The organism is Arthrobacter senegalensis, assembly GCF_059091765.1.
In genome coordinates this window covers 125,562-152,277 of the sequence record NZ_JBNHGZ010000002.1, presented here as the reverse complement: position 1 = coordinate 152,277, position 26,716 = coordinate 125,562, and the positions used below count along the sequence as shown (strand labels likewise).

Genomic DNA, 26,716 nt, shown 5'->3' with positions numbered 1-26,716 from the left:
CCGGGCACGGCTGGCTGCGCCATCTACCGCTCCGGGCACGCCGCAGCGAAAGCACGAAGAGGACTCATGCTCGTCGATCTCCTGATCCGCAACGCCCGCATACTGACCCAGGACCCCGGACATCCGGTGGCAGAAAACCTGCTGATCCACGACGGGAAGGTGCTGGCACTCGACGTCGACCCGCAGGCCGCGCCCCGGGCCGGGAGGGTCGTCGACGCCGCCGGTGCGGTCATCGTCCCCGGCTTCAATGACGTGCACGCCCACAGCGTCTGGTTCGGGCTCGGCCTGATGGAAGCGAATTTGGGGACCGTCGCCAGCCTCGATGAGGCCTATGCGGTGATAGCCGACGCCGCGTCCACGCTGGCGGAGGACGAATGGGTGGTGGCCTCGGGGTACAGCCCGCTGCTGCACGGCGGAGCCCAGCCTGACCGCGACCGGCTCGATGCTGCCGCCGGCGGCCGCCCGGTATGGATCAAGCACTCCTCCGGCCACGCCTGCAATGTCAACGGTGTCGCACTCGATCTCATCGCCGCACGCGGCGCCGACCTTGCCGCGCCGATCGATGGCGGCGTCGTTGTCACGGATGCCCAGGGCCGGCCCACCGGGCTGCTGGAAGAGAACGCCATGCGCCTCGTGCAGGACATCATGCTGCCCTACCCGCTGGCGACCATCGAACGCGCGCTGGACCTCGCGACCACCCACTATCTGACCGAGGGCATCACCAGCGTCACCGACGCAGGCATCGCCGGCGGCTGGATCGGCTACTCACCGCGCGAGTTCGGCGCCTACCAAAGTGCACGGGACAAGGGGCTGCTGAGCGTCCGGATGCAACCCATGCTGGTTCTGGATGCCTTGCACGAGGTTCGGGGGCACGACGCAGACCCGGTCTCGCGGGGCCTCGATGCCGGCATCCGCACCGGCCTGGGGGACGACTGGCTCCGGCTGGGACCGGTGAAAATCTTCAGCGACGGATCGCTGCTGGGCAGCACCGCCTACGTCACCGAAGAGTATGTCGGCTGCCCCCACAACCACGGCTACCTTCAAATGGACGCCGAAGTGCTGCGCGCATCGTCCCTCGAGGCGTACCGCGCCGGTTGGTCCATCGCGATGCACGCGATCGGGGACCACGCCATCGACCACGCGATCGACATCATCACCGAAGCCCAGGAAACCTACGGCCGCAGGCCGCTGCCCAACAGGATTGAGCACGGCGGCGTGATCCGGCCGGAGCAGTTGGACCGCATCGCCGCGGCCGGCATCGTCCTGGTGCCGCAGCCGCATTTCATCACCGAGTTCGGCGACGGCATGGCGCGGCTGCTCGGTCCGGAGCGGACGGCCACGTCCTACCCGGCCAACAGCCTGCTGCGGCGCGGCGCCACGTTGCCGGGCAGCTCGGACCGACCGGTGTCCAACGGCCGTCCGCTCGACGTGATCCAATCGTTCGTGCAGCGGCTGACCCCGTCCGGCGAGGTATACGGCCCCGACGAGCGGATCACCGCGGCCGAGGCGCTGGCCGCCTACACCGTCGGTTCCGCCGCGGCGACGGGAGCGGGGGACACCAAGGGCCGGTTGGTACCGGGCATGCTGGCCGACCTGGTCTTCCTGGACCAAGACCCCACTGCCGTCGAGCCGTCGCGCATCGGCGCCACGCAGGTGCTGGCCACCATGGTGGGCGGCGACATTCGCTTCGGCGCGGAGAAATTTCCGGCACTGGACTTCGCTGATGCGGCGACGGCGTCGACGGCGTCGACGGGGGAGGAAACACGATGAGCACGACCGGCCAGGAATTTCTTGACGACTTCGGTGCCATGTCCGGGTTCGGCGCGACCGCCGGCGGCGGCGTGGACCGGCAGGCCGGTAGGCCGGAGGACCATGCCACCCGCCGGTGGTTCGGCGAGTGGCTGGCGCGGCACGGCTTCACCGAAACGGTAGACGCCGCCGGAAACCAGTTCGGGACCCTTGAACTTGTTCCCGGTGCTCCCTATGTCTTGCTCGGCTCGCACCTGGACTCCCAGCCGTTGGCCGGGCGGTACGACGGCGCCTACGGCGTGTTGGCCGGGGCCCACGCCGCGGCCCGCGTGGCGGCCGAAGCTGCCGCGGGCGGGATCGACCCGGTCTACAACGTGGCCGTGGTCAACTGGTTCAACGAGGAAGGCAGCCGCTTCACGCCCAGCATGATGGGCAGTTCGGTTTTCACGGGGAAGCTGCCCCTGGAAGAGGCGCTGGCCACCGCGGATCCGGCCGGGACGACGGTTGCCGCGGCCTTGGCCGCCGGCCACCGCACCGCCGACGACGGCGCCCCCCGGCTCGCCGACGTGGCCCGTTACGCCGAGATCCATATTGAACAGGGCCGGAGCCTTGAGGAAACCGGCACGCAGGTCGGAATCGTGGACCGCACGTGGGCGGCGAGCAAGTACCGCGTCACGGTCGACGGTGAGCAGTCGCATACCGGATCCACCCGAATGGAGGACCGCAGGGATGCCCTCTACGGAGCCGCCCTGGTCATCTCCGCCGCCCGCGACCTCGCCGCGGAGTTCGCCCCCGGGCAGCTGCACACCTCGGTCTCCGAGATGTACGTGTTGCCCAACTCGCCGGTGACCATTGCGCGACAGGCCGTCATGAACCTGGACCTGCGGTCGCCGGACGAGGACGTCCTGGCCCGCGCCATGGAATTGATGGACAAAAAGATCACCGAGGCGGAGGCCGTGTCCCGCACGACGGTCGGCTTGGAGCTGACCCACCGGTGGGGACTGGTGTCCTACCAGCCCGCGGGCGTGGCGCTCGGCATCGCCAGCGCGGAGCGGCTCGGGTTCAGCCACACGGAAATCATGACCGTGGCCGGCCACGACTCGACCAACCTGAAGGACGTAGTGCCGACGGTTATGCTCTTCGTTCCCAGCGTCGAAGGGATCTCCCACAACGAGGCCGAATTCACCCGGGACGACGACGCCGTGCGCGGCGTGGAACTGCTGACCGAGGTCGCGCGGCGGCTGGTCGCCGGGGAGCTCGCGGCCGGCTAGGAGCCGGTCAGCAGCCGGACGGCGGCTTCAGGCGCTGTCCTCGGAGGCGTGGCGGCAGAGGACCCAGACGTTGTCCTCGCCGTGGCGCTCGAAGGTGACGGTGCTGACCAAGGCATGGATCAGGTTGAGTCCGCGCCCTGACTCCGACTCGTCGTCGACGTCGTGCCCTTGCGGGTTCGAGATGCCCGGGCTGGAAGGTGCTGCGCCGATTTCGGAAATGCGTGCTTCCAGCCGGCGGGACCAGATGGTGACCTCAACGCCGAGCTGGAGGGGAGTTTCGGAAGCAGGGACGGCGTGCTGGACCACATTGGTGGCGGCCTCGATCACGGCAGTCGAGAAGGCCATGCGGTCCAAGTCCGGAACGAAGTCGGCTTTCGTCCACAGCGCCTCGAAGTCCTCGTGCAGGGCCTCGACGGTTTCTGCCGTGGCCAGCCCCTGGCGTGTCGTTCGGGCGAGGACCTCAGTCATCGGAAAACGCCGCGTCGACGCTCTGGTAGGGAGTCAGCACGCGGTGCATGCTGGTCAGCTCCAGCACCATCCGCACCTGCGGCTGCACGTTCGCGATGCGGAGGTCGCCGCCGGCTTGCCGGGCGATCTTCAGGCAGCCGATGAGTGCCCCGAGGCCGGAGGAGTCCATGAACTCAGTACCCGCCATATTTACCACCACATGGTGGTTTCCTTCAGCCACGACGGCCGCGACAACTTCCCGGAGGCGGGGTGCTGCGACCATGTTGAGCCGGCCGCTCCCGTTGACTTCGGTGTAGGCGGGCGTGGTTTCAACGGTGAACTGCATCCACGTTCCTTTCGTCGGGCTTGAACCCTTTGTACCTGACCGCCTTGACCAGCACGCCCAGAATCAGCAAATCAAACATAACCCAGGCCACGTTCACCAGCGTGCCCACGGGCTCGTTCAGGCCCGCTGCCAGTCTTGCCGCGCCCGTCAGGAGGGCAGCAACCAGCAAAGCCATGGTGACCAGCTGGGGTGTGATCAGGTTCCAGCTGCTCCCCCCGGACTGGCGGGCTTTCGGAGTAACGGCAAAGCCGAGGGGTCGTCCCAGCCACACGTTGCGGGCCGCCGTCGTGCAGGCCTTGATCCAGGTGGGGAAGAGGGCGAGGCTGTACTGCTGCCCGCGCCAGGTGCTGACGCCCTTGCCCACCACGGCGAACAGCAGTTGGTTGACCACCATGAACGGGATGAACCGGATGAAGAAGTCCGTGCTCAGGCTGTTGACGGGGAGGATGCCCAGGGTGAGGTAGACGATTGGCGCGGCGAAGTAGATCACCGCGGCAAAGCCACTGAGGTAACTCCACATCGTGGAGAAGTACATCAACCGTTGGCCGAGCCTCAGCCCGCGTTGCGCCAGCGGGTTCTCGCGCAGCATGACCTGGACGGTGCCCTGGGCCCAGCGCAGCCGCTGGGTCAGCATGGTTTTGAGGTCCTCCGGGGCCAGGCCGTGGGCGAGTACCTCGTGGTGGTAGACGCTGTGCCACCCCATCGAATGCAACCGCATCGAGGTCGCCATGTCCTCTGTCACGGAGATGGTGGCCAACGGCATCACCGGCTGGGCCTCGTCGGGGCGTTCTATCGAGACGGCGTCCAGCACCGCCTGCACTGATCCCAGCGCCCCCAGCGGGGACCAATCCCGCCGGGACATCCGCTCGAGCGCGCCGTCCAATTCGTCCGGCTCGGGCACACCGGCCGTGCCCCCGAGTTCCATGGCGGCGATCTCGGCCAGGTCCGCTTCCACGGCCGCGAAGTTCTCGGCAACCAAGGACCGCACGGCGTCGTCGACCTTCTTCCGGAGGTCATAAGTGATTTCGCTGAGCGACCCGCCGCTTCGGAGGCTGGCGCGGGCCGTGTCGGTGGCGGCCTCCACGTCGTCGAGCAGCATTGCCACGAGTGGATCTGCCGCCTCCGGGGACCTTCGGGCCTTGCGGATGGCACTTCGCGCCCCTGCGAGCGCGCGGTGAACCCCGCGGTCGACTTCGGTGACATAGCCGGCCAGGCCCAGCTGCATCAACGCTTCGCGCCGGAGCAGGGCATTGGAACCGCAGAAGAACGCTGCGTTCCAGCCGTCCTTGCCTTGCTGAATGGGCCCGTAGAACAGCGGGGCCTGGCTGCCCAGCGGATCGTCGGCCGGAACGTTGCTGAAGTACTGGGGGGTCTGGACGAGGGCGACCCTGCGCTGGTTGAAATACCCCAGCGTCTTGTCCAGAATGTCGGGCCGGGGGACCTGGTCGGCGTCGAGGATCAAGAGGAATTCCCCGTGGGTCATCATCAGCGCGTTGTTCAGGTTGCCCGCTTTGGCGTGCCGCGGCTTGTCCGCCCAGTCACCGGTGCGGGTCAGGTAGCCCAGCCCGTGGCGGGCGGCCAGTTCGCCCAGTTCCGGCCTGGCGCCATCGTCCAAAATCCAGGTGCTGTGGGGGTAACGGATGTCCCGCGCCGCCAGCGCGGTAGCCATGACGAGGTCCAGCGGCTCGTCGTAGGTGGTGATGAAAACGTCGACGGTGGCGTCCGCAGGCGGTGGCGGCGCATTGCGCTCCCGGAACCGCCAGACCGTTAAACCAAAGAGTCCGACGTCGATCAGGCTGTAGGTCTCGGCCAGCACCAAGGGGACGGCTATCCACCACGCCGACCAGTTGAGCGAGTCGAGCCATCGCCACGCGAGGTAGTTGGTTCCGAGGATGACCGTCAGAACCACCAGCAGCCGGATGGCGAAACGTTTCACGAGCTAACCGGGCTGTCTGCCGGGCATCGGCGCAGCATCACGGCGGTGATGTCGTCCGCCACCGCGGCGCCGGCCAGGTCCAACACCGCATCGCAGACGTCTTGGACATCGTCACCGGAGCTGGCAACGGCGGCCACCGCGTCCATGGCTGCGTCCACCGAGTCGAAGGCGTCGAGAAGCCCGTCGCTGAGTACAAGGAGCGATTCGCCGGGCTCCAGCAGCAGGCGGCTTGCGGCCCACGTGCTGCCCGTGACGGCACCGACGGGCGGGCCACCCGAGGGCAGGCGGCGCAGGCCGCCGTCGTAGAGGTGCAGCCCAAGCCCGTGCCCCGCGTCCACGTAGTCGACCGTAGAGTTCCCGGCGTCCAGCCTGGCATGAAAGATAGTGACGAAGGAGTCGGACTGGGCCAGGTCGCTCTCGAGCGATTGGCTCGCCGCCTGGAAGGCCGGGACGATGTCCGCGTGTCCGTGGGAGGCGCGCAACACCGCGCGGACCGTCGCGGCGATAAGGGCAGCGCCCATGCCCTTGCCCATGGCATCGGCGACCGTCAGTTGCAGCCCGTTTTCCGTGGCGCACCAGTCGAAAAAGTCCCCGCCCACGCTTCGGCTGGGCCGGCAACGGCCGCCGATCTCATAGCCTTGAAGTCTCAGGGGCTCGGCCGGCAGAAGGCTGCGCTGGACCTCGGCTGCGCGTTTCTGGTCTTCGCTAGGAATCGCCTCAACGGGTTGGGATCGCGGGCGGCGGAAAAGCGCTCCGATTCTTGCCTGGAGCTCCCGGGGGCTGAACGGCTTGCTGATGTAATCGTCGGCGCCCGTGTTCAACCCGCTGAGCCGGTCCAGCTCCTCGGCGCGCGCGGTAATCATCAGTATGTAGGCGTCGGAAAAGGTCCTGACCTGCCGGCAGACTTCAATGCCGTCCAGATCGGGCAGGTTCAAATCCAACGTAATGAGATCGGCGCCGCCGTTGCGGACCAGCTCGAGGCCGTCCCGCCCGTTTTCTGCCTCCGCCACCGTGAAGCCTTGGTCGGAGACGATTTGGGCCAGCAACCGGCGGATGTCCGCGTTGTCCTCGACTATGACGGCACGGCGGTTGCTGGGGGCAGCTGGCATGCTTTCATTAAGGCGGTTATCTTCCCGTTTGTCACATCCGTCACTGCAGAATCCGCCCGTGACGACGATATTGGAGTTCGCCGCCATGGAAAAAATCCTCGACCTGCTGACCCTGCATCGGGTGAAGTTCCACGACCTCTCACTGCGCGGGCGGGTAGTGATGAGCCAGTTGCCGCTGTCCATCACCATGCTGTTCCTGGGGGTGGGCACGTGGCTTTTTTCTCCCCCGCTCCTGGTGAATCCGCTCTTTGAACTCAGCATGGTGCTCAACGCGGTACTGCTGGCGGCGTGTTTCCTCGTTCCGTGGGAGAAGCTGCCGTACCCGTCGTTCCTGATCATCCCGCTGCTGGATTTCATTCCGATCGGCCTGCTGCGCGAAGGCGCCGGGTCGCTCCTGACAGGGGTAGGGCTGCTGGCCGCTTTCCCGGTGATCTGGCTGGCGGCCTCCGGACAACTGCCGCGGCTGTCCGTCATCGGGGGCGCGCTGGCCGCCCTGGCGATGGTGTGGATTCCGGTGTTCCTCAAGCAGCCTGCCGTCACTTTCGATGCGTTAATCCACCCGCTGCTCATCCCCTTCATGATGCTGGCCATCGGAATCACCGTCCGGGTCATGACCGCGAGCATGATGGAACAGCAGCAGGTGGTCGAGGCCAAGGACGCAAGGCTCCGCGCGCTGCTGGAAGCCAGCGACAAGCGCGAACGGCTCCTGTCAGCCGTCGTCAACGCCGTGGACGTGGGGGTCCTGGCCGTCGATGAGGACGGCAACCCGACTCTGCGCAACCGTCGGCAGGAAGAGCTGCGCCGCCTGGCGCTGCCGTCGGGCGACGAGGACGCGCCGGAATCCAGGCTCGAGCTCTATGCCGACGGAGGCAAATCGCTCATGCCCGTCCAGGATCGGCCCATCCGCCGCGCACTGCGCGGCGAGTCGTTTGCCGAATACCTGGTCTGGTTCGGCCGGCCCCCGCGGCAACGGGTACTCTCCGCGTCCGCCCAGGCGATGGTCGACGGCAGCGGCCGGCGCGAAGGCTCCGTCCTCGCCTTCAACGACGTCACGGAACTAGTGTCCGCGCTGGAAGCGAAGAGTGATTTCCTGTCCAGCGTGTCCCACGAACTGCGAACTCCGCTGACCTCCATCCAGGGGTATGCCGAGTTGCTGGCGCTGACGCCGGACTTGCCGGAGAACATGGCGGCAGGCCTGGACACCATCCTCCGCAATTCGCAGCAGTTGCTCGCCCTGGTAAAGGATTTGCTGGGGACGGCCGCCGGCTTCTCCGAGCTGCAGCCGGTTCCTGCGGATCTCGGGGATATTGTCGCGCAGGCCGCCGCAGCAGCAGAACCCCGGGCCGCCGCCGGCGGCATCACGCTCGCCGTACAGGCGCCGCCTCCCCTGCGGGTGGTCTGCGACCCGGCGCGGGTCCGGCAGGTGTTGGATAACCTGCTGTCCAACGCCATCAAGTATTCCCCGCAGGGCGGTGACGTCACGGTCAGCTGCACCGGCGGCGACGAAATGGTTCGATGCGAGGTAGCGGACCGGGGCATGGGGATGGGTGCCGAGGAGAGCCGCAACGTCTTCACGCGGTTTTTCCGCAGTCCCGCCGCCCGCCGTAGTTCCATCCCGGGGCTGGGCCTCGGACTTGCCCTGTCCAAGGACATCGTGGAACGGCACGGCGGCAGCATCAGCTGTGAGAGCGAGCCCGGCCGGGGCAGCGTCTTCACGTTTACCCTGCCCGTAGCCGGTCCGCCCCGGGACGATGAATCCGAAGCCGATAAGACCAGCGTCCAAGGCGCCACCGTCGGCGCCCGGCAAGAGCCGTAACCCCGCCGCCCTGCCGCAACCTGATCGTGCAGACCATCGGGCACGCCACCACGCCACCACGCCACCACGCTGCCCGCCAGCTGCCGGGTCGGCTTCTTCCCGCTCAAGCTCACCGCAGCGGGCGGCGCCCCTGTGCGCGACGTCGCCTGGACGTAGCTGCGAACGACGGCGGGGCCCGCCTTCTACAGGTGGGCTCCGCCGTCGTTGTGGTTTTGGCGGTTTCAGTCCTTGGGTGTGGATTTGGCGGGGTCGACGAAGGGCTTTTGGACGACCTGGCCGTCGCGGACTCCTTCGGGCGTGTGGATGGACAGCGTGGTGCCTTCGCCGCTGAGGTCGATCGGCACCATGGCCAGGCCGATGTTCCGGTCCAGCCGCGGGGAGTGGCAGGCGCTGGTGACCTCCCCGATGGGGGAGCCGTCGCCGACCGAGACCGGGAACGGCTCGATCATGGAGCCGTCGTTGTAGCTGCCCAGCGGCTCGCCGCCGATCTCGACGCCGACCATCAGCCGGTCGATGCCCTTCTCCCGGATGCGGCCGAGCGCTTCCTTGCCCACGAAGTCCGCTTCCTGGTCCAGATCCACCATCCAGTTGTAGTCGTAACCAACCTCCAAGGGGTTGGTGCCGAGGGTGATGTCGCACCCGTAGGCCAGCATGCCCGCCTCGATCCGGCGGATGTGGCAGGGGCCGATAACCCGCAGGTCGTGCGCCTGCCCGGCTTCCCAAACCGTGTCCCAGAGGCGCCCGGCGTTTGCGGTGGCGTTGTAGAGGTAGATCTCGTAGCCGACTTCGCCGGTGTAGCCGGTCCGGCTGACCACCACGTCCATGCCGTTGAGGGTGTGGTGCTGCATGTAGTAGTACGGCATGTCCAGGATCTGCGGGCCGAACAGGTCGGACATCAGCCCCTTGGCCTTCGGGCCTTGGACCTGGACGGGTGCCACGTCCACCTCTTCCACGGTGACGTCCCAGCCGCCGGCGTGCGCCAGGCCCATGGCCCACAGGTGCACGTCGCTGTCCGCCAGCGAGAGCCAGAACTTGTTCTCCTCCACGCGCAGCAGGATGGGGTCGTTGATGATGCCCCCGTCGGCGGCGGTGATGAAAGCGTACTTGCACTGGCCCACCTCGCACTTGGTCAGGTCCCGCGGGGTGAGCATGTTGGTGAAGTCGAAGGCCTGCGGGCCGCTGATCTGCAGCTGCCGCTCCACGCCGACGTCCCACAGGGTGACGTCGTTCAGCAGCGACCAGTACTCGCTGACCGGATCGCCGTAATGGCGCGGGTGGTAGGTGTGGTTGTACACGCTGTAGGCCGCGACGCCGTGCTCTCGCGACTTCCAGAAGTAAGGGGACTTGCGCAGCCGCGTGTAAAGGGTGACGGCCGGGTTGGGGTTAACGCGGGACGAATCGGTGCCGTTGAACTGGGCGGAGCCAGAATCGAGAATCTCCGACATGGGGGCTTTCTCCTTCGAGGTTCTGGCGCCAGCCGGACCTGAGGAGTTGCGCATGATGCGCAACTTTGCGCCATGTGAGACTGCCATGGTGGCAGTCGCTCCGCCGGGGAGTCAAGGGGCAGCGCCATCCGGTTGCGCGGCGCCGGGCGTCCCATCTGCCGCGCGGGCCCACGGCCGCGAGGGGTCCCACCGTTTGGTATTCCCAAGGACATCAGGCGCACGCGTGAGATAATTGAGGCAGCCAAGCTCGCGGGTTTGGGCGGGTCCATCCGCATGGATCCGAGCCGGTCCGCGTGCTCACAATATCGAAGCTCCGGTCTGCTGGCCGCGGTTTCGATCCGTGGGACGACCGTCTGGCGCGAGGGCCCCGGGGCGCTCCGTCCACTGATGTCGAGTGTGGCGCTCGTGCGAATCAGAGGACTCTCAAATGCTGTTTGCTGAAGGTCAAACCCTTGTTCACCCACACCACGGTCCGGCCGTGGTCCGAGGCATCAAAACCCGGCCCCTGCGGCAGGACGCGGAATGCCGCTACGTCATGCTGGAAGTCAAGAACTCGAACCTGACGGTCGGTGTCCCGCTGGAGCGTGCCGAGCAGGTCGGCCTGCGGCCGGTCTTCGATGAGGGACAGCTGGAGGCACTGTTCGACGTGCTGCGCGCCGCCTCGCGGGAGGAGGATCCGCAGTGGTCCCGGCGCTTCAAGGACAACCAGGAACGGCTCCGCACCGGCGACATCTTCGTGATCGCGGGACTGGTCCGCGACCTCGCCCGGCGGCTGCACGCCAACGGCAACATGTCCCACGCCGAGAAGGACATGCTGCAGTACGCCAAGAAACCGCTCGTCACGGAAATTGCGCTGTCCAAGGGCATTGATCTGCAGGAAGCCGAAGAGGTCCTCGAGTCCGTGGCGACCGGTTCGGGGCCGGAGGTGGAGCACCTGGCCAGCGCCTGAACGACGACGACGCGCGCAGTGCGACCGCGGGCTCGACGTCGGGGGGCGGAGCGACGGCGACGACGTGCCCATTGCCGCCGCGCGCCGCCGAAGGGTCAGGCGCGGACCAGTCGGGATGTCGCGGCCAGGTCATGGATGGCGTGGTCGTACGCGATGGTGAGCGCGCCGCCGTCGTGCTGGAACTCGTGGTTGGCGCCGTCAAGCACGCCATACGCCCCGTAGTTTTCCTCCCACGAGCGGTTCAGTGCGAACTTGAAGTTATACCGGCCGGCGGGCAGCTCGGCGTCCAGCTTCCACAAGCCGTCCGTGGCGTCGAAGCGCATCTGCACCGCCCCGTCGGCCGGGTCCCAATCCTGGTCGGCGCCGAGCAGCACGCCGAAGTCGCCCACCACGGCGACTCCAGCAGGTTGGTCGGCGGGCAGGGCGGGCTCCGCCGCCGGCGGCGACGGTTCCGGCAGCGGGGTGCCCGCCGCGAGGGCTGCGGCCAGTTCGGCGCCATCGGGAAAGGCGGTGACCGCCCGCAGCCCGTCCTCGGTGATGGCCCACCCGCCGCGGTCCTTCGACATCCAGCCGGCTTTCACCAGCCGCGCGGTCGCCGTCGTCAGGTTTTTGAAGCCGCGGGGCACACCGCCGCTCAGCAACTCCTTCTCGTGCGCGGTCGGCGGTACGCGCCGCAAGGCCTCGCTGATGACGTCCCTGGCGTCAGGCCGAGTGCCGGTTGCGGCTGCCGCCGCCAGAATCTCGAGGACAGGTTTGAGACGCAGATGGGTTTTAAGCATGGCCGTGGCTCCTTCGCGGGGCTGCCGGAACTGGTGACGCTCCCAGTCTGTTACCCGGCCGTGCCGAGCACCACTATTTGGCGTTGTGTGTCGGCTCCCCTAGACCTTGATGACCACCTTGCCCCGCACCTCGCCGGCCTCCAGACGGCGGAGTGCTTCCGGCATCTGCTCCAGCGGATAAGTGTGGTCGAGCACTGGCTTCAGCTGCCCCGAGACGATCAGCTCACTCAGCCGTCCGAGGTCCGAAGCCGCCTGTCGGGCCATGAACATGACAACACGCTGCCGGTTGAAGAGGGACAGGATCATTCCGCCCAGCGGCCTGAACAGGCCGCCCGTCCAGCGGTCGCCATGCTCGCCGCCGACGATAACCGCCGTGCCGTCCGCTGCAATGGATCGGCGCACGCGCGACAGGGACGGGTTCCCGGCGATGTCCACGATCACGTCATACTTGTGTCCTGCTGCCGCAAAGTCTTCGCGGGCGTAGTCGATGACGGTCCCGGCACCGAGGCTCCGCACCAGCTCCGCCTTGGCTGCGCTGCAGACGCCGGTGACCGTGGCGCCCAGGGCCGTGGCTATCTGCACGGCGTAGGTGCCGACGCCGCCGGAGGCCCCCGTGATGAGTACGCGGTGCCCGGCCTGTACGCGGCCGGCGTCCCGCAGCGCCTGCAGCGCTGTCACGCCGGAGACCGGAAGGGCCGCTGCCTGCTCGAAAGTCAGGTCTGCCGGCTTTCGGGCCAGCAGCGACTCCGCTGCCACCGCAAATTCCGCGAAGGAACCCTTGCCGAAACCGAAGACTTCGTCTCCGATCGAAAATTTCGTGACGGCACTGCCTACCGCCGCTACCGTTCCCGCGACGTCAAGCCCGGGGACCGGGTTCTTCGGGGACTTCCACCCGGAGACGGCGCGGACCGGGTACGGCAGGCCGGTGGCCATGTGCCATGTCCCGCGGTCCAGGCCTGCGGCGCGGACCTTGATGAGGACCTGGCTTTCGCCGACCTCCGGTACTGCGATCTCTTCGGGGTGCAGGGCATCGGTGATCCCGTACCGGGTCTGCACTATGGCGCGCATCGTGGGTCTTATGGGGTCCGGGGAGCCGCTGCCGGGAACCGGCTGCGTGTTCGCGGCCGAAGGGGTGGATTCTGTTGGTTCCATGGGACTTCCTTCTCGAGGACGTGGATGACGTGGAGCCCAAGTACTTCGTACAATGTACGAAGCTACCGTACAAAGTACGAGAATGCTATAGTCGCGGGAACAATGATCAAAAAACCGGGCAGCGCCCCCGCGCAACGCGAGCCACTCAGCAGGGAACGGGTGCTCCGCGCCGCCATGGACATCGCCGACGGCGGCGGGCTGGCCCGCCTGACCATTCGTTCACTGGCCCAGGCACTGGACGCCAAACCGATGTCGCTCTACCACCACGTGCGGAACAAGGACGAGATCCTCGACGGCATCGTCGACGCCGTCTTCGAAGAGATAGAACTGCCGGTGCCGGGCCGGGAGTGGAAGGCGGAGTTGAAGCGGCGTGCCGCCTCGGCCCGCGATGTGCTGCGCCGCCACCCGTGGGCCATAGCCTTGATGGAATCGCGCACCGCGCCGGGACCGGCAAACCTGCGCCACCACGATGCGACCCTGGGGACCCTTCGGGCTGCCGGGTTCTCGCTGCCGCTGGCGGCCCACGCCTATGCGGTGCTCGATGCGTACGTTTACGGGACGGCTCTCCAGGAGGCATCGTTGCCTTTCGACGGGCCGGACAGCCTGGCGGAGGTCGGCGGGCCGATGGTGGAGATGTTCACCGTCGAGGACTATCCACACCTGCGGGAGTTCGCCGTGGAGCATGTGCTGCAGCCCGGATACGACTTCAGCCACGAGTTCGACTTCGGCCTCGACCTCATTATCGGCGGCTTGGCGGCGTCGCTGCAGGGCCGCTCCGGGACTGGCGAAGAGACACCAGAGCGGGCCGAGGCGCCCTCGCCCTGAACCACCGGGTCGCGGGCGAGGCCATGGGCCCGGAACCCTGGAACGCGATTGCAGGCAGGAGGGCCCGTGAGGCCCCGCCTTTATTCCGCATTGTCGTTGGCCTGAACCGGAGCGGCGGGTCACCCCACTCCGGTGGAGTGCCCCGCCATCGCTCCGGGGTTGCGATTGGTGCGCGCGGGCACATCAACCGCGCCCGGCGTCAGTCGCCGCCGCTATGCCGCAGCGGACATGCTATCTGCCGCGACGCGCAGCCCGTCGTCGCCGGCGGCCACGCGGATTCGCCCGCCGTCGGCAACGGCCTCGGCCACCAGCAGGTCCGCAATCCGGTCATCAAGCTCGCGCTGGATCACGCGGCGCAGGGGCCGGGCGCCGTATTCGGGCTCGTAGCCGGCCTCTGCGATCCAGGCCACGGCGTCCTCGCCAACCTCCAGCGCGATGCCCTGAGCCGCCAGCCGGACTTCGGTCTTGCGCAACTGCAGCCGCACGATGGAACGGAGCTGCTCCTGGTCCAGCTTGCGGAACAGCACGATCTCGTCGATCCGGTTCAAAAACTCCGGCCGCATGGTTTCGCGCAGCCGGCCCATCACCCGGGCGCGCAGATCCTGCTCGCTTCCGAAGCCGTCCACCCCGTCGTTGGCGGTGAAGCCCAGCGCTCCGCCCTTGCTGGCCAGAAACTCCGAGCCGAGATTGGAGGTCATGATCACAACGGTGTTGCGGAAGTCCACGGTGCGGCCCTGCCCGTCGGTAAGGCGTCCGTCGTCGAGGACCTGCAGCAGGAGATTGAAAACGTCCGGGTGGGCCTTCTCCACCTCGTCCAGCAGCACCACAGAGTACGGGCGCCGGCGGACGCGTTCGGTCAGCTGGCCGGCCTCGCCGTAGCCGACGTAGCCCGGAGGGGCGCCGACCAGCCGTGAGACGGTGTGGCGCTCGCCGTATTCGCTCATGTCGAAGCGCACCATGGCGTCCTCGTCACCGAACAGCGACTCCGCCAGGGCCTTGGCCAGCTCGGTTTTGCCCACACCGGTCGGGCCCAGGAACAGGAAGCTGCCGACGGGCCGGCCCTCGTCCCCCATGCCGGTGCGGTTGCGCCGCACGGACCTGGCGATAGCGGCCACCGCATCGTCCTGGCCAATCACCCGGGCGTGCAGGTCCTCCTCCAACCGCGCCAGCCGCTGCCGGTCGCCCTGGGTCAGCCGGGCGGCCGGAATGCCGGTGGCGCGGGAGATGATCTCGGCGATCTCGGCCTCGCCCACCACATCGGAAGACGCGACGCCGGGGCGGGCCCCGCCGTCGTGATCTTCCGTGGCACCCGGGGCCGACTGCTGGGCGGAGGCGGCTTCCAGCCGGGCCTTCAGCTCTTCGATTTCGTCGCGCAGCTTCGAGGCGTCCTCGTAGCGTTCCTCGGCGACGGCGGCGTTCTTGGCCGACTCCAGCTCGGCCAGCCGGCCGCGCATGGCCTCCACGTCAACGCGCGGGCCGCGTCGCAGGCTCAGCCGTGCGCCGGCCTGGTCGATCAGGTCGATCGCCTTGTCCGGCAGGAACCGGTCGGTGAGGTAGCGGGAGGACATCTCGACGGCGGCCCGGATCGCTGCCTCGGTGTAGGCCACCTGGTGGTGTTCTTCGTAGCGGTCCTTGAGGCCGGACAGGATGCGGACGGCGTCCTCGATCGAGGGCTCTGAGACCATGACGGGCTGGAAGCGCCGCTCCAGGGCCGGGTCCTTCTCCACCTTGCGGTACTCGCCCAGGGTGGTGGCGCCGAGCACGTGCAGTTCGCCGCGGGCCAGCCGGGGCTTGAGGATGTTGCCGGCGTCCATGCCGCCCTCGCCGCCGCCACCGGCGCCGATCACGGTATGCAGTTCGTCGATGAACACGATCAGTTCGCTGCTCGCGGCGCTGATCTCGTCCAGGGTCTTGGTCAGGCGTTCCTCGAAGTCGCCGCGGTAGCGGGTGCCGGCCAGCATGCCCGGCAGATCCAGTGACACCACACGCTTGCCGCGCAGCTGTTCCGGGACGTCGCCGGCCACGATGGCCTGCGCCAGCCCCTCGGCGATGGCGGTCTTGCCCACGCCGGCCTCGCCGATCAGCACCGGGTTGTTCTTGGTCCGGCGCGCGAGGATTTCGATGGTCTGGGCGATTTCGTCCGCCCGGCCGATCACCGGGTCCAGCCGGTTCTCCCGGGCCTGGGCCGTCAGGTCGGTGCCGAACTGGTCCAGCATGGGGGTTTCCGACTCGGTGCCGGTGCTCTGTTGCGGGCCGGTTGCAGGGGTGGGGCCGTCGGGCTGCGCCGCAGCTTTCTCCGCCGCCTGCTGCAGTGCCTGCGGGGTGACGCCCGCGCCGCCCAGGATTTGGCCGGCGGGGGTCTCCTGGTTCAGCACGAAGGCGGCGAAGAGGTGCTCGGGGTCGATGTAGGTGGAGCCGAATGCGCGGGCGACCTGGTGGGCGTCCAGCAGGGCACGCTGCGCCGACGGCGTGAGCGACGGCGTTTCCCGGGTCGGGCCGGTCTTTTCCGGCAGGCCCTGCTCCGCGGAACGCGCGATGGTCTGCGGGTCCGCGCCGGTCAGCTTGATCTGGCTGGCGGCCGGCTCCTGGCCGACCATGACGTGCAGGATGTGCAGCGCGTCCACCTCGATGTGGCCGAGGCTTGCGGCAAACCGGGCTGCCTGCGCCAGCACTTCATGGGTGCGGCGGCTGAGCAGCCGGGTGAGGTCGACCGTGCGGGATTGGGCCGCCCGCTGGCCCTGCAGGTAGCGGGCCAGGAACTCGTCGAATGAACCGTTGCCGGAAGCTGGTCCGAAGAACAGTGGCATGGATAATCCTCCTGTGGAACGTGAGTGCCTTCGACTCATGTTAACGCCTCTACGACAGGATTATTCCAGAAGTTACCCAAACTTGAGTGGAGCTGGCTCATATGTAGGCCACGGCGGGCCGGTGCTAGTGTTGTTTTCGAAGCTTTGTTCGAAGACGGGGGTCGGGATGTTCGGTGTAGAGCAGCCGTCGGGTGCTTCGGCGGGCCCGGAGATGGGCAGCGGAGCGCCCGAGGAGGCGCGCGGTTTCCCGTCGCCGGCCAGGGACTACTTCCACGGCGGCATCGATCTGAACCGGCACCTGATCCGCGACCGCACCAGCACCTTTGTGATGCGGGTGGCCGGAAACTCGATGGCCGCGGCCGGGATCAGTGATGGCGATGAGCTGATAGTGGATCGCTCTTTGACCCCGCGCGACGGTTCGGTAGTGGTCGCGGTGCTGGACGGGGAACTGGTGGTCCGGCGCCTGCATCTCACCGCGGACGGCGTGCGCTTGCAGGCGGACGACGGCGGCGTTCCCACCGAAGTGGGCGAACTCGCCGACCTGAGCATCTGGGGCGTCGCCACCCGTTGCCTGCACCATGTCTAGCGCCCCGGTGCCAGGGGCAGGCGGGGCGGCCTCCGGCCGGCCGTCCGGCTCCGGCGGGGCGACCTCCGGCCGGCCTGGCGAACGGATCGCGCTGGTGGACGTCAACAATTTCTACGTCTCCTGCGAGCGGGTCTTCGATCCGTCCCTCGAGGGACGGCCCGTCGTCGTGCTCTCCAACAATGACGGCTGCGTGGTGGCGCGCTCCGAGGAGGCCAAACAGCTGGGGCTGAAGACCGGGACGCCGTGGTTCCAGGTGGCGCCGCGGGCCAAGGCCTGGGGGCTGGTCGCGCGGTCCAGCAACTACGAGCTGTACGGGGACCTAAGCGCCCGGGTGATGGAAGTGCTCGGCCGGTTCGGGGCCTGGCAGGAGGTCTATTCGATCGACGAGTCGTTCCTGGGCCTGCCCGGCGACGACGCCCAGTTGCTGGAGACTGCCGGCCGAATCCGTGCCGCAGTGATCCGGCAGGTGGGCGTGCCGGTCAGCGTCGGCGTGGCGCAGACCAAGACCCTGGCGAAGTTCGCCAACCACGTTGCCAAACGGAATCCCCAGATGGCCGGGGTGTGCTCGCTGGGCTCGATGCCCGCTTCCGACATCGCCTGGATCCAGTCACGCGTCCCGGTCACCGGGCTGTGGGGCGTGGGCGGACGGACGGGGAAACGGCTGAACGCCCTCGGGATCGAGTCGATCGCAGACCTCAAGGCCGCCGACCCGCAGGCAATCCGCAAAAAGTTCTCCGTGGTGCTGCAGCGAACCGTGCTGGAGCTGAACGGGACGCCCTGCATCCCGCACGCGGAGGAGCGGGCCGACAAGCAGCAGATCATGTTCTCGCGCAGTTTCTCCACGCCGGTGACCACCATCGAGGAGATGGACCAGGTGATGGCGGTCTATGCCCAACGCGGGGCGGCCCGGATGGCGGCCGAGGGACTGCGCGCCTCGGTGCTGACGGTGACTGCGGGGACCAGCAGGTTCGCCGGCGGCGAGGCATCGTTTCCCGCGGCCAGCGTCAACCTGGCGACGCCCACGCAGGATCCGATCCAGCTGACCAAGGCTGCCGTGGCCGCCATGCGCGGCTGCCTGACTCCGGGCGCCCACTATGTCCGGGCAGGGGTCCTGCTGTCGGGGCTGGAGCCCGCGGCCGGCCAGCAGACCTTCGACCCCTTCGTCAGCGATTTGGAACAGCGGCACATCGGCGACCTGCTGGGCGCGGTGCGTACCAAGTTCGGCGAAGCCTCGATCGGCCTCGGTCAGGGCGGGCTGGCGGCCCCCGCGGCGTGGTCAATGAAACGCGAATTTTCCTCGCCACGCTACACCACCGAGTGGAGCGACCTGCCGGTGGTCAAGGCGGATTAACCGGCTGTGCACCGGGTCGCGCCGCAGCGGCGCAACGGGCACGACGGCGGCCGAACAGTGGCACGGCAGCGGCCGTATCTCGACGGCCGCTGCCGTGCCCGCGGTGGATCAGTCGCTCGGGCTCGTGTCGGTGGTGAGCCCGCGGTCGTCCGGCGTTTCCTGGTCCTTCTCTTCAGCCGGCCCGGGCGCGATGTTCATGCCCTCCTTGCCCTCGGGCTCGGGGGCGGAATCGGCCGTTTGCTGCTCCTGAGCATCCGGCGGATCTGCCGCGGTGCCCGACTGGTCCCGCGGACCTTTGACCTGGCCGGCGTCGTTCTCCGTCATGCCAGTCCTTCCCTACTGCCGTCGATGCAGGCGGAGCCCCGGCGAGGGGCCCGGCCCGCCAGAATCCCGGGCGGGTTACACTCCGGGCGGGCGCAGGTCGTCGTCCCTGTTGAGGGTGGCGGGTCCGTCCGGCATGGTGCCTCCCTCGCCCGTCCAGCTCTGCCCGAGTTCGTCGTTCTGCGCCGGATCCGACATCGTGGTGTCGCCCAGGGTGGTGCCAGTGGTGTCGCCGAGGGTGCTGGTGCCCGTGGTGCCGCCGGCGGTGGTGGTGGGGCCGGTGGTGCCGCCGTCGTCCTTACCCGAACCGTGGTTGCCGGGCAGCTTGGAGGTTGCCGCGGACCCTGCCTTCTTGGCCGCTTCGGTAACACGGTCGGCGACGCCTGGTGCCTTTTCCTTGACCAGGTCGGTGGCTTCGTGCACTTTTTCCTGGACCGCTGGGTTCTGCCAGAACTCCTGGCTCTTGGCCTTCAAGGAATCGTAGGCGGACCTTCCGGATTTCGAACCCAGGACGAATCCGAGGGCGATGCCGGCGCCGAATGTGAGTTTCCCTTTCACAGCGTGCTCCTGTCTGTAGACGGTTGATGGGCGGTGCTAGGTGGAGGTGCGGGCGGTGCCAGTCAGCCGGGGAAAGGCGCGTTGGGCGCGTCCCCGCGGCCGTCCTGGTCCTTGTCGCCGTAGGCCTTCTTGACCAGGTCGTCGGCGAGTTTCTCGTCACCGTGGACCGGGATGTGGGCCTCGTTGACTTCCTTGTCGATGCCGCCTGCGTCGGCGGGAGTCAGAGTGTCGTCATTCGCGTCGTCCGGGTGTTCCGGGCGCCGCTCCTCGTTCGGATTCATCAGGTCCTCCTTCTCGAGCGGGTCGTCCTGTGGGATCAGACCGGGCAGCTGCGCTCTTCGCGCGGCTTCCCATGGGGCCACACTACGCGCCGGTCTCCGGCTTCGCACGGGTCCAGCGGCTGCGCGGGCGCATCGCGGGGGATTCGGTGACACCTCCGGCCCCGGCCATTCCCGCCAGGACTTCACGGATCGCCGACAGCGAATCCACCTGCGGTGTCCAGCCGAGTTCGTCCCTGGCCCGGCTGGTGTCCATGACCGGAGCGTAGCGGGCCATGTCCACCCAGCCGGGGTCGCTGGCCAGCAGCCGGAGGGACCACGCGGCGCCGACCAACTGCCGCACCAGCGGCACGGGAACGGGCAGCCAGCGCCGGGCACCGAACAGGGAGGCGACGAGTCCGGGCGTTACCACCGGTTCGGCCGCCACGTTGAAGGCGCCCCTCGCGCCCTGGTCCAGCACCCGCCAGTAGGCGTCCGCCACGTCGTTGGCATGCAATGCCTGGAAGATGAACTCCTCGGGGAACGGGAACAGCGGCAGCCGCAGCCGGTTGACGAAGAACTTGGGGATCCACCGGCCCACAAAGTAGCGGCCGATCTGGCTGCCGGCCTCGGCTTGGAAAATCAGGCCGGGCCGCAGCCGCGCCACCTTAATTTCCGGGTGATCGTCGGCGAACTCGTCCAACAGCGCTTCCTGCTGGCCCTTGAACCGGCTGTAGTGCGAGCTGGCGATGCCTCTGGCCGGCCAATCCTCGCGGACGCGGGAGTGCTTCGGGCCGGGGCTGTACGCGCCGACCGACGAGGCGCAGACTACTTGCCCAACGCCGGCGTTGGTGGCAGCGGCGAGCACGTTCGCGGTGCCGTCCACGTTCACCCGGCGCAACTGCCCTTCATCGTGGTTCGGTTGCAGCAGCCACGCGAGATGGACGACGGCGTCGCATCCCTTAAACGCCTGCGTCAACCTTTCCCGAGCATCGCGGGAGGCGATGTCCAGCGAAACCCACGTGACGCCGTCGTACGGTTCCGTCGTGGCATCGGGCAGCCGCCGCGCGATGCCGACGATCTCCACGTCGTCCGCGCGTTCGCCCCGCGCCTTCTGCAGCCGGCGCAGCACTGCTGTACCGACGTTCCCGCTGGCTCCGACCACGGCGACTCGCATGGACAGACGCTACCGCGGATGCCACGGCTTGGCGAGGGCCCGGCTGGGCGGCCGGCCGCCGGAATCCGGGCTGGATTCGGCCGCCGTCCGGGATTTCCGCAGGTCAGCCGCCGCTTAAACGTGGAGGTCGCGCGGTACGGCTACCGCTCCACTTTGACGCGTTCGTTGGGCACGCAGTGCGTCATGGTCAGCCCGGAAACGTCCCGCGGCCCGTTCTTGCCGAGGTTGGCCATCCACTGCTGCTCCGCTTCGGAAAGGTTCTGGCTGGCCAGAGGCCCAAGGTCCTTCACCTCGTCCAGCGAGATGCCGATGCCGCCGCCCACGCCCTGGCCGAGCTCGTCCGCAATCATGTAGAGGTGCCAGAGCATGCGCTCCTGGATCGGCCGGTCGCACTGCGCCAGCGCGTTGGTCAGGTTGGTGATCAGGTCCTCGCGCTCCCAGTCCTCTTGCAGGTAGAACCGCTGGCCGGCCTGCAGGTAGTCGTTGGTCCGCTCGATCCGTTCCCTGGTCAGCCGGCCGCCGATCTCGGGACCGACGGCGTGGTGGTAACCGGAATCCTTCGCCGCCTCCTGCAGCCCGCCGGTGATAGTCGGCTCGTAGTTCACGTGCGGGTTCTGGCCCGGCGCGGTGTCCACAAAGTGCGTCAACTGGCCGTCCCGCTGGTTGGTGGCCACCGGCACCTTCGGGCTGTTGACCGGAAGCTGCAGGTAGTTCGGGCCCACCCGGTGACGCTGGGTGTCGCTGTAGGAGAACGTGCGGCCGACGAGCATCTTGTCGTCGGAGAAGTCGAGGCCGTCCACCAGCACGCCGGTGCCGAACGCGATCTGCTCGCTCTCGGCGAAGAAGTTCTTGGCGGTGCGATCCAGCACCATCCGGCCGACCGGCCGGGGAGGGAACTGCTCCTCCGGCCAGACCTTGGTATCGTCCAGCGGGTCGAAGTCGAGCTCGGGATGCTCGTCGTCGGACATCATCTGCACCACCAGCTCCCACTCGGGGTAGTTGCCGGCTTCGATGGCGTCGTAGAGGTCCTTGGTGTGTGACCCGAGGGTCTGCGCCTGCACGTTCGCGGCGTCCTCGGCGGTCAGCGACTTCACGCCCTGCTTGGGCATCCAGTGGTACTTCACCAGCACCGTCTCGCCGGCGGCATTGACCCACTTGTAGGTGTTCACGCCGAAGCCCTGCATATGCCGGTAGTCGGCGGGGATGCCGCGCGGGCTGAAGACCAGCATGACCATGTGCATGGATTCAGGGGACTGGCTGAAGAAGTCCATCGCCCGGTTCGGCACCGACGCCTCGAACGTTACCGGGTCCGGCTTCTGCGAGTGGATGAAGTCGGGGAACTTGATCGCGTCGCGGATGAAGAACACGCCCAGGTTGTTGCCGACCATGTCCCAGTTGCCGTCCTCGGTATAGAGCTTCACGGCGAATCCGCGCGGGTCGCGGGCCACCTCGGAGGAATCACGGCCGCCGGCCACGGTGGAGAAACGGATGGCGAGGTCGGTGCGCTTGCCCGCTTCCTGGAACAGCTTGGCGCGGGTGAACCTGCCGATCGGCTCGTCCCCCCACTTGCCGTAGGCCTCGAAGTAGCCGAAGGCTGTGGTGCCGCGCGCATGCACCACGCGTTCGGGCACGCGCTCGCGGTCGAAGTGGCTCATCTTCTCCAGGAACTGGTAGTTCTCCAGGGTCGCCGGGCCGCGGGCGCCGATGGTTCGCGTGTTCTGGTTGTCGTAGACCTTGTGGCCCTGGCGGTTGGTCAGGGGCTGGTCCGGGGACTGGGCCGCATCGGTCATCACTGATCACTCCTGGGGAAAAGGGGGAGGCCGCTTGCCGTGATTCCAGCTTCCTCCTCGGCCGCGGCGAGGGCAAGAGTCCGACGAAGACGCGGCCGGGCTTCGCGGAGGAGTGCCCGTGGCGGTGCGGCGGGAGCTTCGCGGGAGCGGCCGGGGCGGTGCGACGGGAGCTTCGCGGGAGTGGACGTGGCGGTGCGGCGGGAGCTTCCCGGGAGTGGACGGGGGCGGTGCGGCGGGAGCTTCGCGGGAGTGGACGGGGGCGGTGCTTTTCGCTCCCACGTCTTGGCGGCGGCTCCCGACGTTTCGCCTAGTCAGCGCGCTTTAGGGGTAGCCAAAGATGGGCAGTTACTCCGATACATGGGAGCGAACACACCGGACGCCCGGTCCGGACCCCCGGGCCCGGACCCGGCCCCGCCCCGCCCGGACCTACCGGTGGGCGAAGCTAAGCCCCAGGCGTTTCTCGCTCAAGTACACGCTCAGGCCAATGCCAAGGGCCGCGAACGCGCAGGTCATCCACCAGGTGGACTGCCAGCCGCCGGTAACCGTGGCCAGCCAGGCGATCATGGCCGGGCCGGTGAAGTTGCCGACGTTGAAAATCTGCTGCATCAACCCCATGGCGGCCGGCGGGGACCCGTCCGCCGGCGCCAAGTCCACGGCCATGCGGGTGAGCGTGGACGGGATCACCGAGCCCACCATGGAAAACAGCGACACGCAGGCGAACTGGATGGCCATGCCGCCCGGCGCAACGGTCCAGTCGATGCCGAAGGTGAGCACCGTCGTGGTGCCCATCAGGATGAAGGTGGGGATCATCAGCAGCCGCGGGGGGACGCCGCGCTGCAGCAGGGGAGCGGCGCCGATGGCCCCCAGCGCGTTCAGGCCGCCCACCACCGCGGACAGGATGCCCGGCCAGATCCCGGTGACCCCGTTCTGCTCGTAGATGGTGGGCAGGAAACCGACCACGGCCATCCACTGGACGGTGTAGCAGGCGAATACCACGCCGGCGATCCACGGCTTGGGGGACCGGACGGTGCGGCCGATGCGACGGGTGGCCGCGGGCAGGCCGGAACCGTCGCGCCGCGGGTCCTGTGGCACGAACTTCAGCACCAGCGGGATCGGAATGAGCGTCAGGGCGGCCATGATCCACCACCACGTGTGCCAGCTGGTGGCCTGCAGGATAAGCGCGCTGGCCACCAGCCCGGCGAAGGTCGCGAAGCCCTGGTACGCGCTCCAGAAGCCGACCGCCAGGTTGACGCGGACCCCGGGCGTGTTCGCCCGGATGAGCCCTGGCGCCACCACCGTGGTCAGCAGGAAGCCCGCCCCTTCAAGTCCGCGGCAGGCCATCAGCACGGCGGCCGAGTCGGCGAACCCCCCGATGACCGATCCGATGATGAGCAGCCAGAGGCCGGCCAGCAGGCAGCGGCGTGCGCCGATCATTTCCGCCAGCAGGGAAACCGCCAGGCCACCGACCATGCCGGCCACCTGCACCACGCCCAGCAGCACTCCGGCCTGCACCAGGGACATGCCGAGCTCGTCACGGATCACGGGAATGGCCGACGGCAGCTTCCAGATGTGCATGGCGGCCGTGACGCCGGCCAGGACGACGACGATCCATGCCGCGTCTGCCCGCGGCCGGATGGCGCTGGTGGTGGCCACGCTGCTCCTTTCCGGCGGGTTCGATTAGTTGCCCGTACAGACTATCCGCGGCCGGAGAAGGGGGACGCGCGGCACGTAAGACGGGCGCCGGCGTCGTAATAGTTGACTACGATATGGGCGGAGCCGGGCGGGCTCGGCGCACCATGCCGAGGCGCGGCGGCACCGCACCGCCGTGGATAGACTGGCCAAGGCGGCAAACCCGCCGGGGAACTACGGGAGGGCAACATGTTCGAACCTGGGGCGCCGATCGACGAGGTCGAGCGCGACGTCGAAGCGATCATCATGGAATTGGTGCACGAGCTGGGCGAGCGGGCCGACGCCGATCCGGAGCCGCTGGGCGCCGAGGAGCGCGCCTACATCGCGGCGTTTTCCGACGCCAGGGCCAACAACGACCGCAACCAGACGGCGTTGCTGTCGACCGCGATACGGCAGCCGAACCTGGCCGAGTCGCTGGTCTACCTTAACCAGCGGCTGGACCGGCAGGATCTCGACCCGCGCGAGCCCGTGGGCATCATCGGGATCATCGTCCGGCTGGCGATGGACGGGCTGTGGGTCTCCGACATGCTGGACAGCACGCGGTTCAAGCCGGAGGACCGGCGCCGGATCACCGACGTGCTCACCGGCATGACGTACCTGACCGACGCGCGGCTCAAGGAACTGCTGGCCGAGCTGGCGCCGAAGGGACGGGCGTCGCAGAAGGACTGACCAGCGCCGGCCCGCTGTCGTAGGGGTGTTCCCGTCGTCGTAACCGGGCCCGCCCGCAGCTTAACCGCTGGGGGCGGGCCGTCGCTGTAACCGGCCCGCCGCAGCTCAACCGCTGGGGGCGGGCCCGTCGTCGTGAGGGGTCCGGGCCGTCCGAGGGGAACTAGGCGTCGGTTGCGTCGTGGCCGCGCTGCCGGGCCAAAGCCTTGGCCACCCGGGTGATCAGGTCGTACGGAACGGGCCTTCCCAGCGGAAACTTCAGGGTTCCCTTGGCCGCCAGATACGGTTCCATGTCGTGCTGCAGCGCCGCATCGGCTTCCGGTACGGGGTAGAGCGAGACGTGGTGTTTCCAGCCGGCGAAATAGACCAGATAGTGTCCCTCAAACATGATGGTCGGTATGGCGTAGCTGATCTTCTCTTCAGCCCCCGGGACGGCGCTGTGGATGGTCTGCCGGATGCCCTGCAGGATGATCCTGACGTCCTCGGGGGAACGACGCGATGTAATCGTCGATCGTCGCAAACTGCTCCGCCATCCTGACCCACCTGCCGCCTTCCGGCCTTGCCCTATCAGACGTCCTATCCGGCCACGTCCTAGCCGGCGTGTCCCGCAAACGGCGTCAGCACGATCTTGCCGGACGCGTGGCCCTCCTGGCTGTAGCGCATCGCGTCCGCGGCCTGATCCATCGAAAACGTGCGGTCGAGGTCCACGGTGAGCTTGCCGGCGTCGGCCAGCGCGCTCAGCCGCGCGAGTTCGGCAGCGTCCGGGCGTACCCAGATGTAGCGGCCACCGTGCTTGGCTGCGGTCGGATCGGCGATCGACGCGTGCCGGCCGCCGTTGCGCAGCACGGCCAAGGTTTCCTCCAAAACCCCTCCCGCGAAGTCCGCCACGGCGTCCGCGCCCTGCGGAGCGAGCCCGCGCACGCGGTGCACCAGCCCGTCGCCGTATTCCACCGGTTCCGCGCCGAACTCCCGCAGCCGTTGGTGGTGTTGCTTGGAGGCGGTGGCGATGACCCGGAGGCCGCGCTCGGTGGCGAGCTGGATGGCGATTCGACCGACGCCGCCGGACCCGTTGTGGATCAGGATTGTCTCGCCGGTTGACGGGGCCAAGGCGTCCAGGGTCCGCTGTGCTGTCATGCCGGTGAGCGGCAGCCCGGCGGCCTGCTCCCAGCCCAGCGATTTCGGCTTGCGCGCCACCATGGATACCGGCAGCGCCACGAACTCCGCGTAGGTTCCGCCGCTCACGGTGTCCCGGCGGCCGTAGGCGTAGACTTCGTCGCCGGGAGCGTATTCGGGGGTATCCGGTCCCACCTCCTCGACGACTCCGGCCACGTCCCAGCCGGGAATCACCGGGAAGTGCACGTCCAGCATCGCGTCCAGTCCGCCGGCCATCACTTTCCAGTCCACCGGGTTCACGCTGGCCGCTTTGACCCGGATGAGCACCGCACCCGGTGCCACCTTTGGCCGCCGAACCTCCGACTGCTCCAGGACCTCCGGCCCGCCGTACCGCGAGTAGGTCATGGCCTGCATGGTCTTAACCAACGAATGCCGCCTTCCTGTTTTCGCTCCACCCTAGCGGCGGGTTGCAAGCCTTGCCTATGCAGAGGGCCGCGTAACGAACCTCACAGGCCCGCAGGAAATTCCGGCATGGAGGGGCGGTGTTCAACCCTGTAGACCCATCCCGCAACTAAGG

Annotated in this window: 24 protein-coding genes; 8 read left to right on the top strand and 16 right to left on the bottom strand. The window is 68.1% G+C overall.

What is annotated here, in order from left to right:
- The first annotated feature begins 66 nt into the window (after positions 1-66).
- Both AC5RVG_RS06135 and AC5RVG_RS06130 read left to right on the top strand, forming a co-directional pair.
- Positions 67-1,770 carry an amidohydrolase gene (locus AC5RVG_RS06135; protein ID WP_494013123.1) on the top strand — a complete coding sequence of 568 codons (1,704 nt, stop codon included), beginning with the start codon at positions 67-69 and terminating at the stop codon, positions 1,768-1,770.
- Positions 1,767-3,020 (top strand): M20 family metallo-hydrolase, encoded by a 1,254-nt coding sequence (locus AC5RVG_RS06130; protein ID WP_494013122.1) that lies wholly within the window; start codon positions 1,767-1,769, stop codon positions 3,018-3,020. The genes AC5RVG_RS06135 and AC5RVG_RS06130 overlap by 4 nt, the downstream gene beginning before the upstream one ends.
- A gap of 27 nt (positions 3,021-3,047) precedes the next feature.
- Here AC5RVG_RS06130 and AC5RVG_RS06125 read toward each other — a convergent pair whose 3' ends face one another.
- From AC5RVG_RS06125 to AC5RVG_RS06110, 4 genes are read right to left on the bottom strand one after another with little or no spacing between them, the layout of a single operon-like run.
- The gene (locus AC5RVG_RS06125) at positions 3,048-3,488 is read right to left on the bottom strand and encodes an ATP-binding protein (protein ID WP_494013121.1); all 441 of its coding nucleotides are present in this window, start codon (positions 3,486-3,488) and stop codon (positions 3,048-3,050) included.
- On the bottom strand, positions 3,481-3,813 hold the full coding sequence (locus AC5RVG_RS06120) for an STAS domain-containing protein (protein WP_494013120.1): 333 nt from the start codon (positions 3,811-3,813) through the stop codon (positions 3,481-3,483). Before AC5RVG_RS06120 ends, AC5RVG_RS06125 begins: the two co-directional genes overlap by 8 nt.
- Positions 3,797-5,749, bottom strand: a complete 1,953-nt coding sequence (locus AC5RVG_RS06115; RefSeq protein ID WP_494013119.1) for a glycosyltransferase family 2 protein — start codon at positions 5,747-5,749, stop codon at positions 3,797-3,799. Before AC5RVG_RS06115 ends, AC5RVG_RS06120 begins: the two co-directional genes overlap by 17 nt.
- Complete coding sequence (locus AC5RVG_RS06110; RefSeq protein WP_494013118.1) at positions 5,746-6,858, bottom strand: response regulator; 1,113 nt, start codon at positions 6,856-6,858, stop codon at positions 5,746-5,748. Before AC5RVG_RS06110 ends, AC5RVG_RS06115 begins: the two co-directional genes overlap by 4 nt.
- Positions 6,859-6,916: 58 nt before the next feature.
- Here AC5RVG_RS06110 and AC5RVG_RS06105 point away from each other — a divergent pair, with 58 nt between their 5' ends.
- Entirely contained in the window at positions 6,917-8,674 is a 1,758-nt protein-coding gene (locus tag AC5RVG_RS06105) for a sensor histidine kinase (RefSeq protein WP_494013117.1), read from the top strand.
- A gap of 221 nt (positions 8,675-8,895) precedes the next feature.
- On the opposite strand, the gene AC5RVG_RS06100 is transcribed toward AC5RVG_RS06105, so the two are convergent.
- A complete protein-coding gene (locus tag AC5RVG_RS06100) occupies positions 8,896-10,119 on the bottom strand; it encodes a glycine cleavage T C-terminal barrel domain-containing protein (RefSeq protein ID WP_494013116.1) in 1,224 nt (407 codons plus the stop codon).
- Between the two features lie 427 nt (positions 10,120-10,546).
- Here AC5RVG_RS06100 and AC5RVG_RS06095 point away from each other — a divergent pair, with 427 nt between their 5' ends.
- The gene (locus tag AC5RVG_RS06095) at positions 10,547-11,068 is read left to right on the top strand and encodes a CarD family transcriptional regulator (RefSeq protein ID WP_494013115.1); all 522 of its coding nucleotides are present in this window, start codon (positions 10,547-10,549) and stop codon (positions 11,066-11,068) included.
- A gap of 95 nt (positions 11,069-11,163) precedes the next feature.
- Here the strand turns inward: AC5RVG_RS06095 and AC5RVG_RS06090 are convergent, their stop codons facing one another.
- Together AC5RVG_RS06090 and AC5RVG_RS06085 are read right to left on the bottom strand one after the other, a co-directional pair.
- Positions 11,164-11,847, bottom strand: coding sequence for a pullulanase X25 domain-containing protein (locus AC5RVG_RS06090; RefSeq protein ID WP_494013114.1), 684 nt, complete (start codon positions 11,845-11,847; stop codon positions 11,164-11,166).
- Between the two features lie 99 nt (positions 11,848-11,946).
- On the bottom strand, positions 11,947-12,999 hold the full coding sequence (locus AC5RVG_RS06085; RefSeq protein ID WP_494013113.1) for an NAD(P)-dependent alcohol dehydrogenase: 1,053 nt from the start codon (positions 12,997-12,999) through the stop codon (positions 11,947-11,949).
- A gap of 102 nt (positions 13,000-13,101) precedes the next feature.
- Between AC5RVG_RS06085 and AC5RVG_RS06080 the strand changes: the two genes are divergently transcribed.
- Positions 13,102-13,824, top strand: a complete 723-nt coding sequence (locus tag AC5RVG_RS06080; RefSeq protein ID WP_494013112.1) for a TetR/AcrR family transcriptional regulator C-terminal domain-containing protein — start codon at positions 13,102-13,104, stop codon at positions 13,822-13,824.
- Between the two features lie 212 nt (positions 13,825-14,036).
- Here AC5RVG_RS06080 and AC5RVG_RS06075 read toward each other — a convergent pair whose 3' ends face one another.
- On the bottom strand, positions 14,037-16,631 hold the full coding sequence (locus AC5RVG_RS06075; RefSeq protein WP_494013111.1) for an ATP-dependent Clp protease ATP-binding subunit: 2,595 nt from the start codon (positions 16,629-16,631) through the stop codon (positions 14,037-14,039).
- A 211-nt stretch (positions 16,632-16,842) separates the two neighbouring features.
- Between AC5RVG_RS06075 and AC5RVG_RS06070 the strand changes: the two genes are divergently transcribed.
- Together AC5RVG_RS06070 and AC5RVG_RS06065 are read left to right on the top strand one after the other, a co-directional pair.
- Positions 16,843-17,217 (top strand): LexA family protein, encoded by a 375-nt coding sequence (locus AC5RVG_RS06070; RefSeq protein ID WP_494013756.1) that lies wholly within the window; start codon positions 16,843-16,845, stop codon positions 17,215-17,217.
- Positions 17,210-18,568 carry a Y-family DNA polymerase gene (locus tag AC5RVG_RS06065; protein WP_494013110.1) on the top strand — a complete coding sequence of 453 codons (1,359 nt, stop codon included), beginning with the start codon at positions 17,210-17,212 and terminating at the stop codon, positions 18,566-18,568. The genes AC5RVG_RS06070 and AC5RVG_RS06065 overlap by 8 nt, the downstream gene beginning before the upstream one ends.
- 108 nt (positions 18,569-18,676) lie before the next feature.
- Here the strand turns inward: AC5RVG_RS06065 and AC5RVG_RS06060 are convergent, their stop codons facing one another.
- From AC5RVG_RS06060 to AC5RVG_RS06035, 6 genes are all read right to left on the bottom strand, one after another.
- Positions 18,677-18,892 (bottom strand): hypothetical protein, encoded by a 216-nt coding sequence (locus tag AC5RVG_RS06060; RefSeq protein ID WP_494013109.1) that lies wholly within the window; start codon positions 18,890-18,892, stop codon positions 18,677-18,679.
- 75 nt (positions 18,893-18,967) lie between these two features.
- Positions 18,968-19,447 (bottom strand): hypothetical protein, encoded by a 480-nt coding sequence (locus tag AC5RVG_RS06055; protein ID WP_494013108.1) that lies wholly within the window; start codon positions 19,445-19,447, stop codon positions 18,968-18,970.
- A 62-nt stretch (positions 19,448-19,509) separates the two neighbouring features.
- Positions 19,510-19,728: a hypothetical protein gene (locus tag AC5RVG_RS06050; protein WP_494002222.1), complete on the bottom strand. Its 219-nt coding sequence runs from the start codon at positions 19,726-19,728 to the stop codon at positions 19,510-19,512.
- An 82-nt stretch (positions 19,729-19,810) separates the two neighbouring features.
- Positions 19,811-20,881 (bottom strand): NAD-dependent epimerase/dehydratase family protein, encoded by a 1,071-nt coding sequence (locus AC5RVG_RS06045; protein ID WP_494013107.1) that lies wholly within the window; start codon positions 20,879-20,881, stop codon positions 19,811-19,813.
- Between the two features lie 140 nt (positions 20,882-21,021).
- The gene (locus AC5RVG_RS06040) at positions 21,022-22,671 is read right to left on the bottom strand and encodes a catalase (protein ID WP_494013755.1); all 1,650 of its coding nucleotides are present in this window, start codon (positions 22,669-22,671) and stop codon (positions 21,022-21,024) included.
- 426 nt (positions 22,672-23,097) lie between these two features.
- Entirely contained in the window at positions 23,098-24,324 is a 1,227-nt protein-coding gene (locus AC5RVG_RS06035; RefSeq protein WP_494013106.1) for an MFS transporter, read from the bottom strand.
- 225 nt (positions 24,325-24,549) lie between these two features.
- On the opposite strand from AC5RVG_RS06035, the gene AC5RVG_RS06030 reads away from it, so the two are divergent.
- Positions 24,550-25,029 carry a TetR family transcriptional regulator gene (locus AC5RVG_RS06030; RefSeq protein ID WP_494002225.1) on the top strand — a complete coding sequence of 160 codons (480 nt, stop codon included), beginning with the start codon at positions 24,550-24,552 and terminating at the stop codon, positions 25,027-25,029.
- Between the two features lie 160 nt (positions 25,030-25,189).
- Here the strand turns inward: AC5RVG_RS06030 and AC5RVG_RS06025 are convergent, their stop codons facing one another.
- Both AC5RVG_RS06025 and AC5RVG_RS06020 read right to left on the bottom strand, forming a co-directional pair.
- Positions 25,190-25,546 carry an iron chaperone gene (locus AC5RVG_RS06025; protein ID WP_494013105.1) on the bottom strand — a complete coding sequence of 119 codons (357 nt, stop codon included), beginning with the start codon at positions 25,544-25,546 and terminating at the stop codon, positions 25,190-25,192.
- A 71-nt stretch (positions 25,547-25,617) separates the two neighbouring features.
- Positions 25,618-26,553 carry an NADP-dependent oxidoreductase gene (locus AC5RVG_RS06020; protein WP_494013754.1) on the bottom strand — a complete coding sequence of 312 codons (936 nt, stop codon included), beginning with the start codon at positions 26,551-26,553 and terminating at the stop codon, positions 25,618-25,620.
- Between the last annotated feature and the right edge of the window lie 163 nt (positions 26,554-26,716).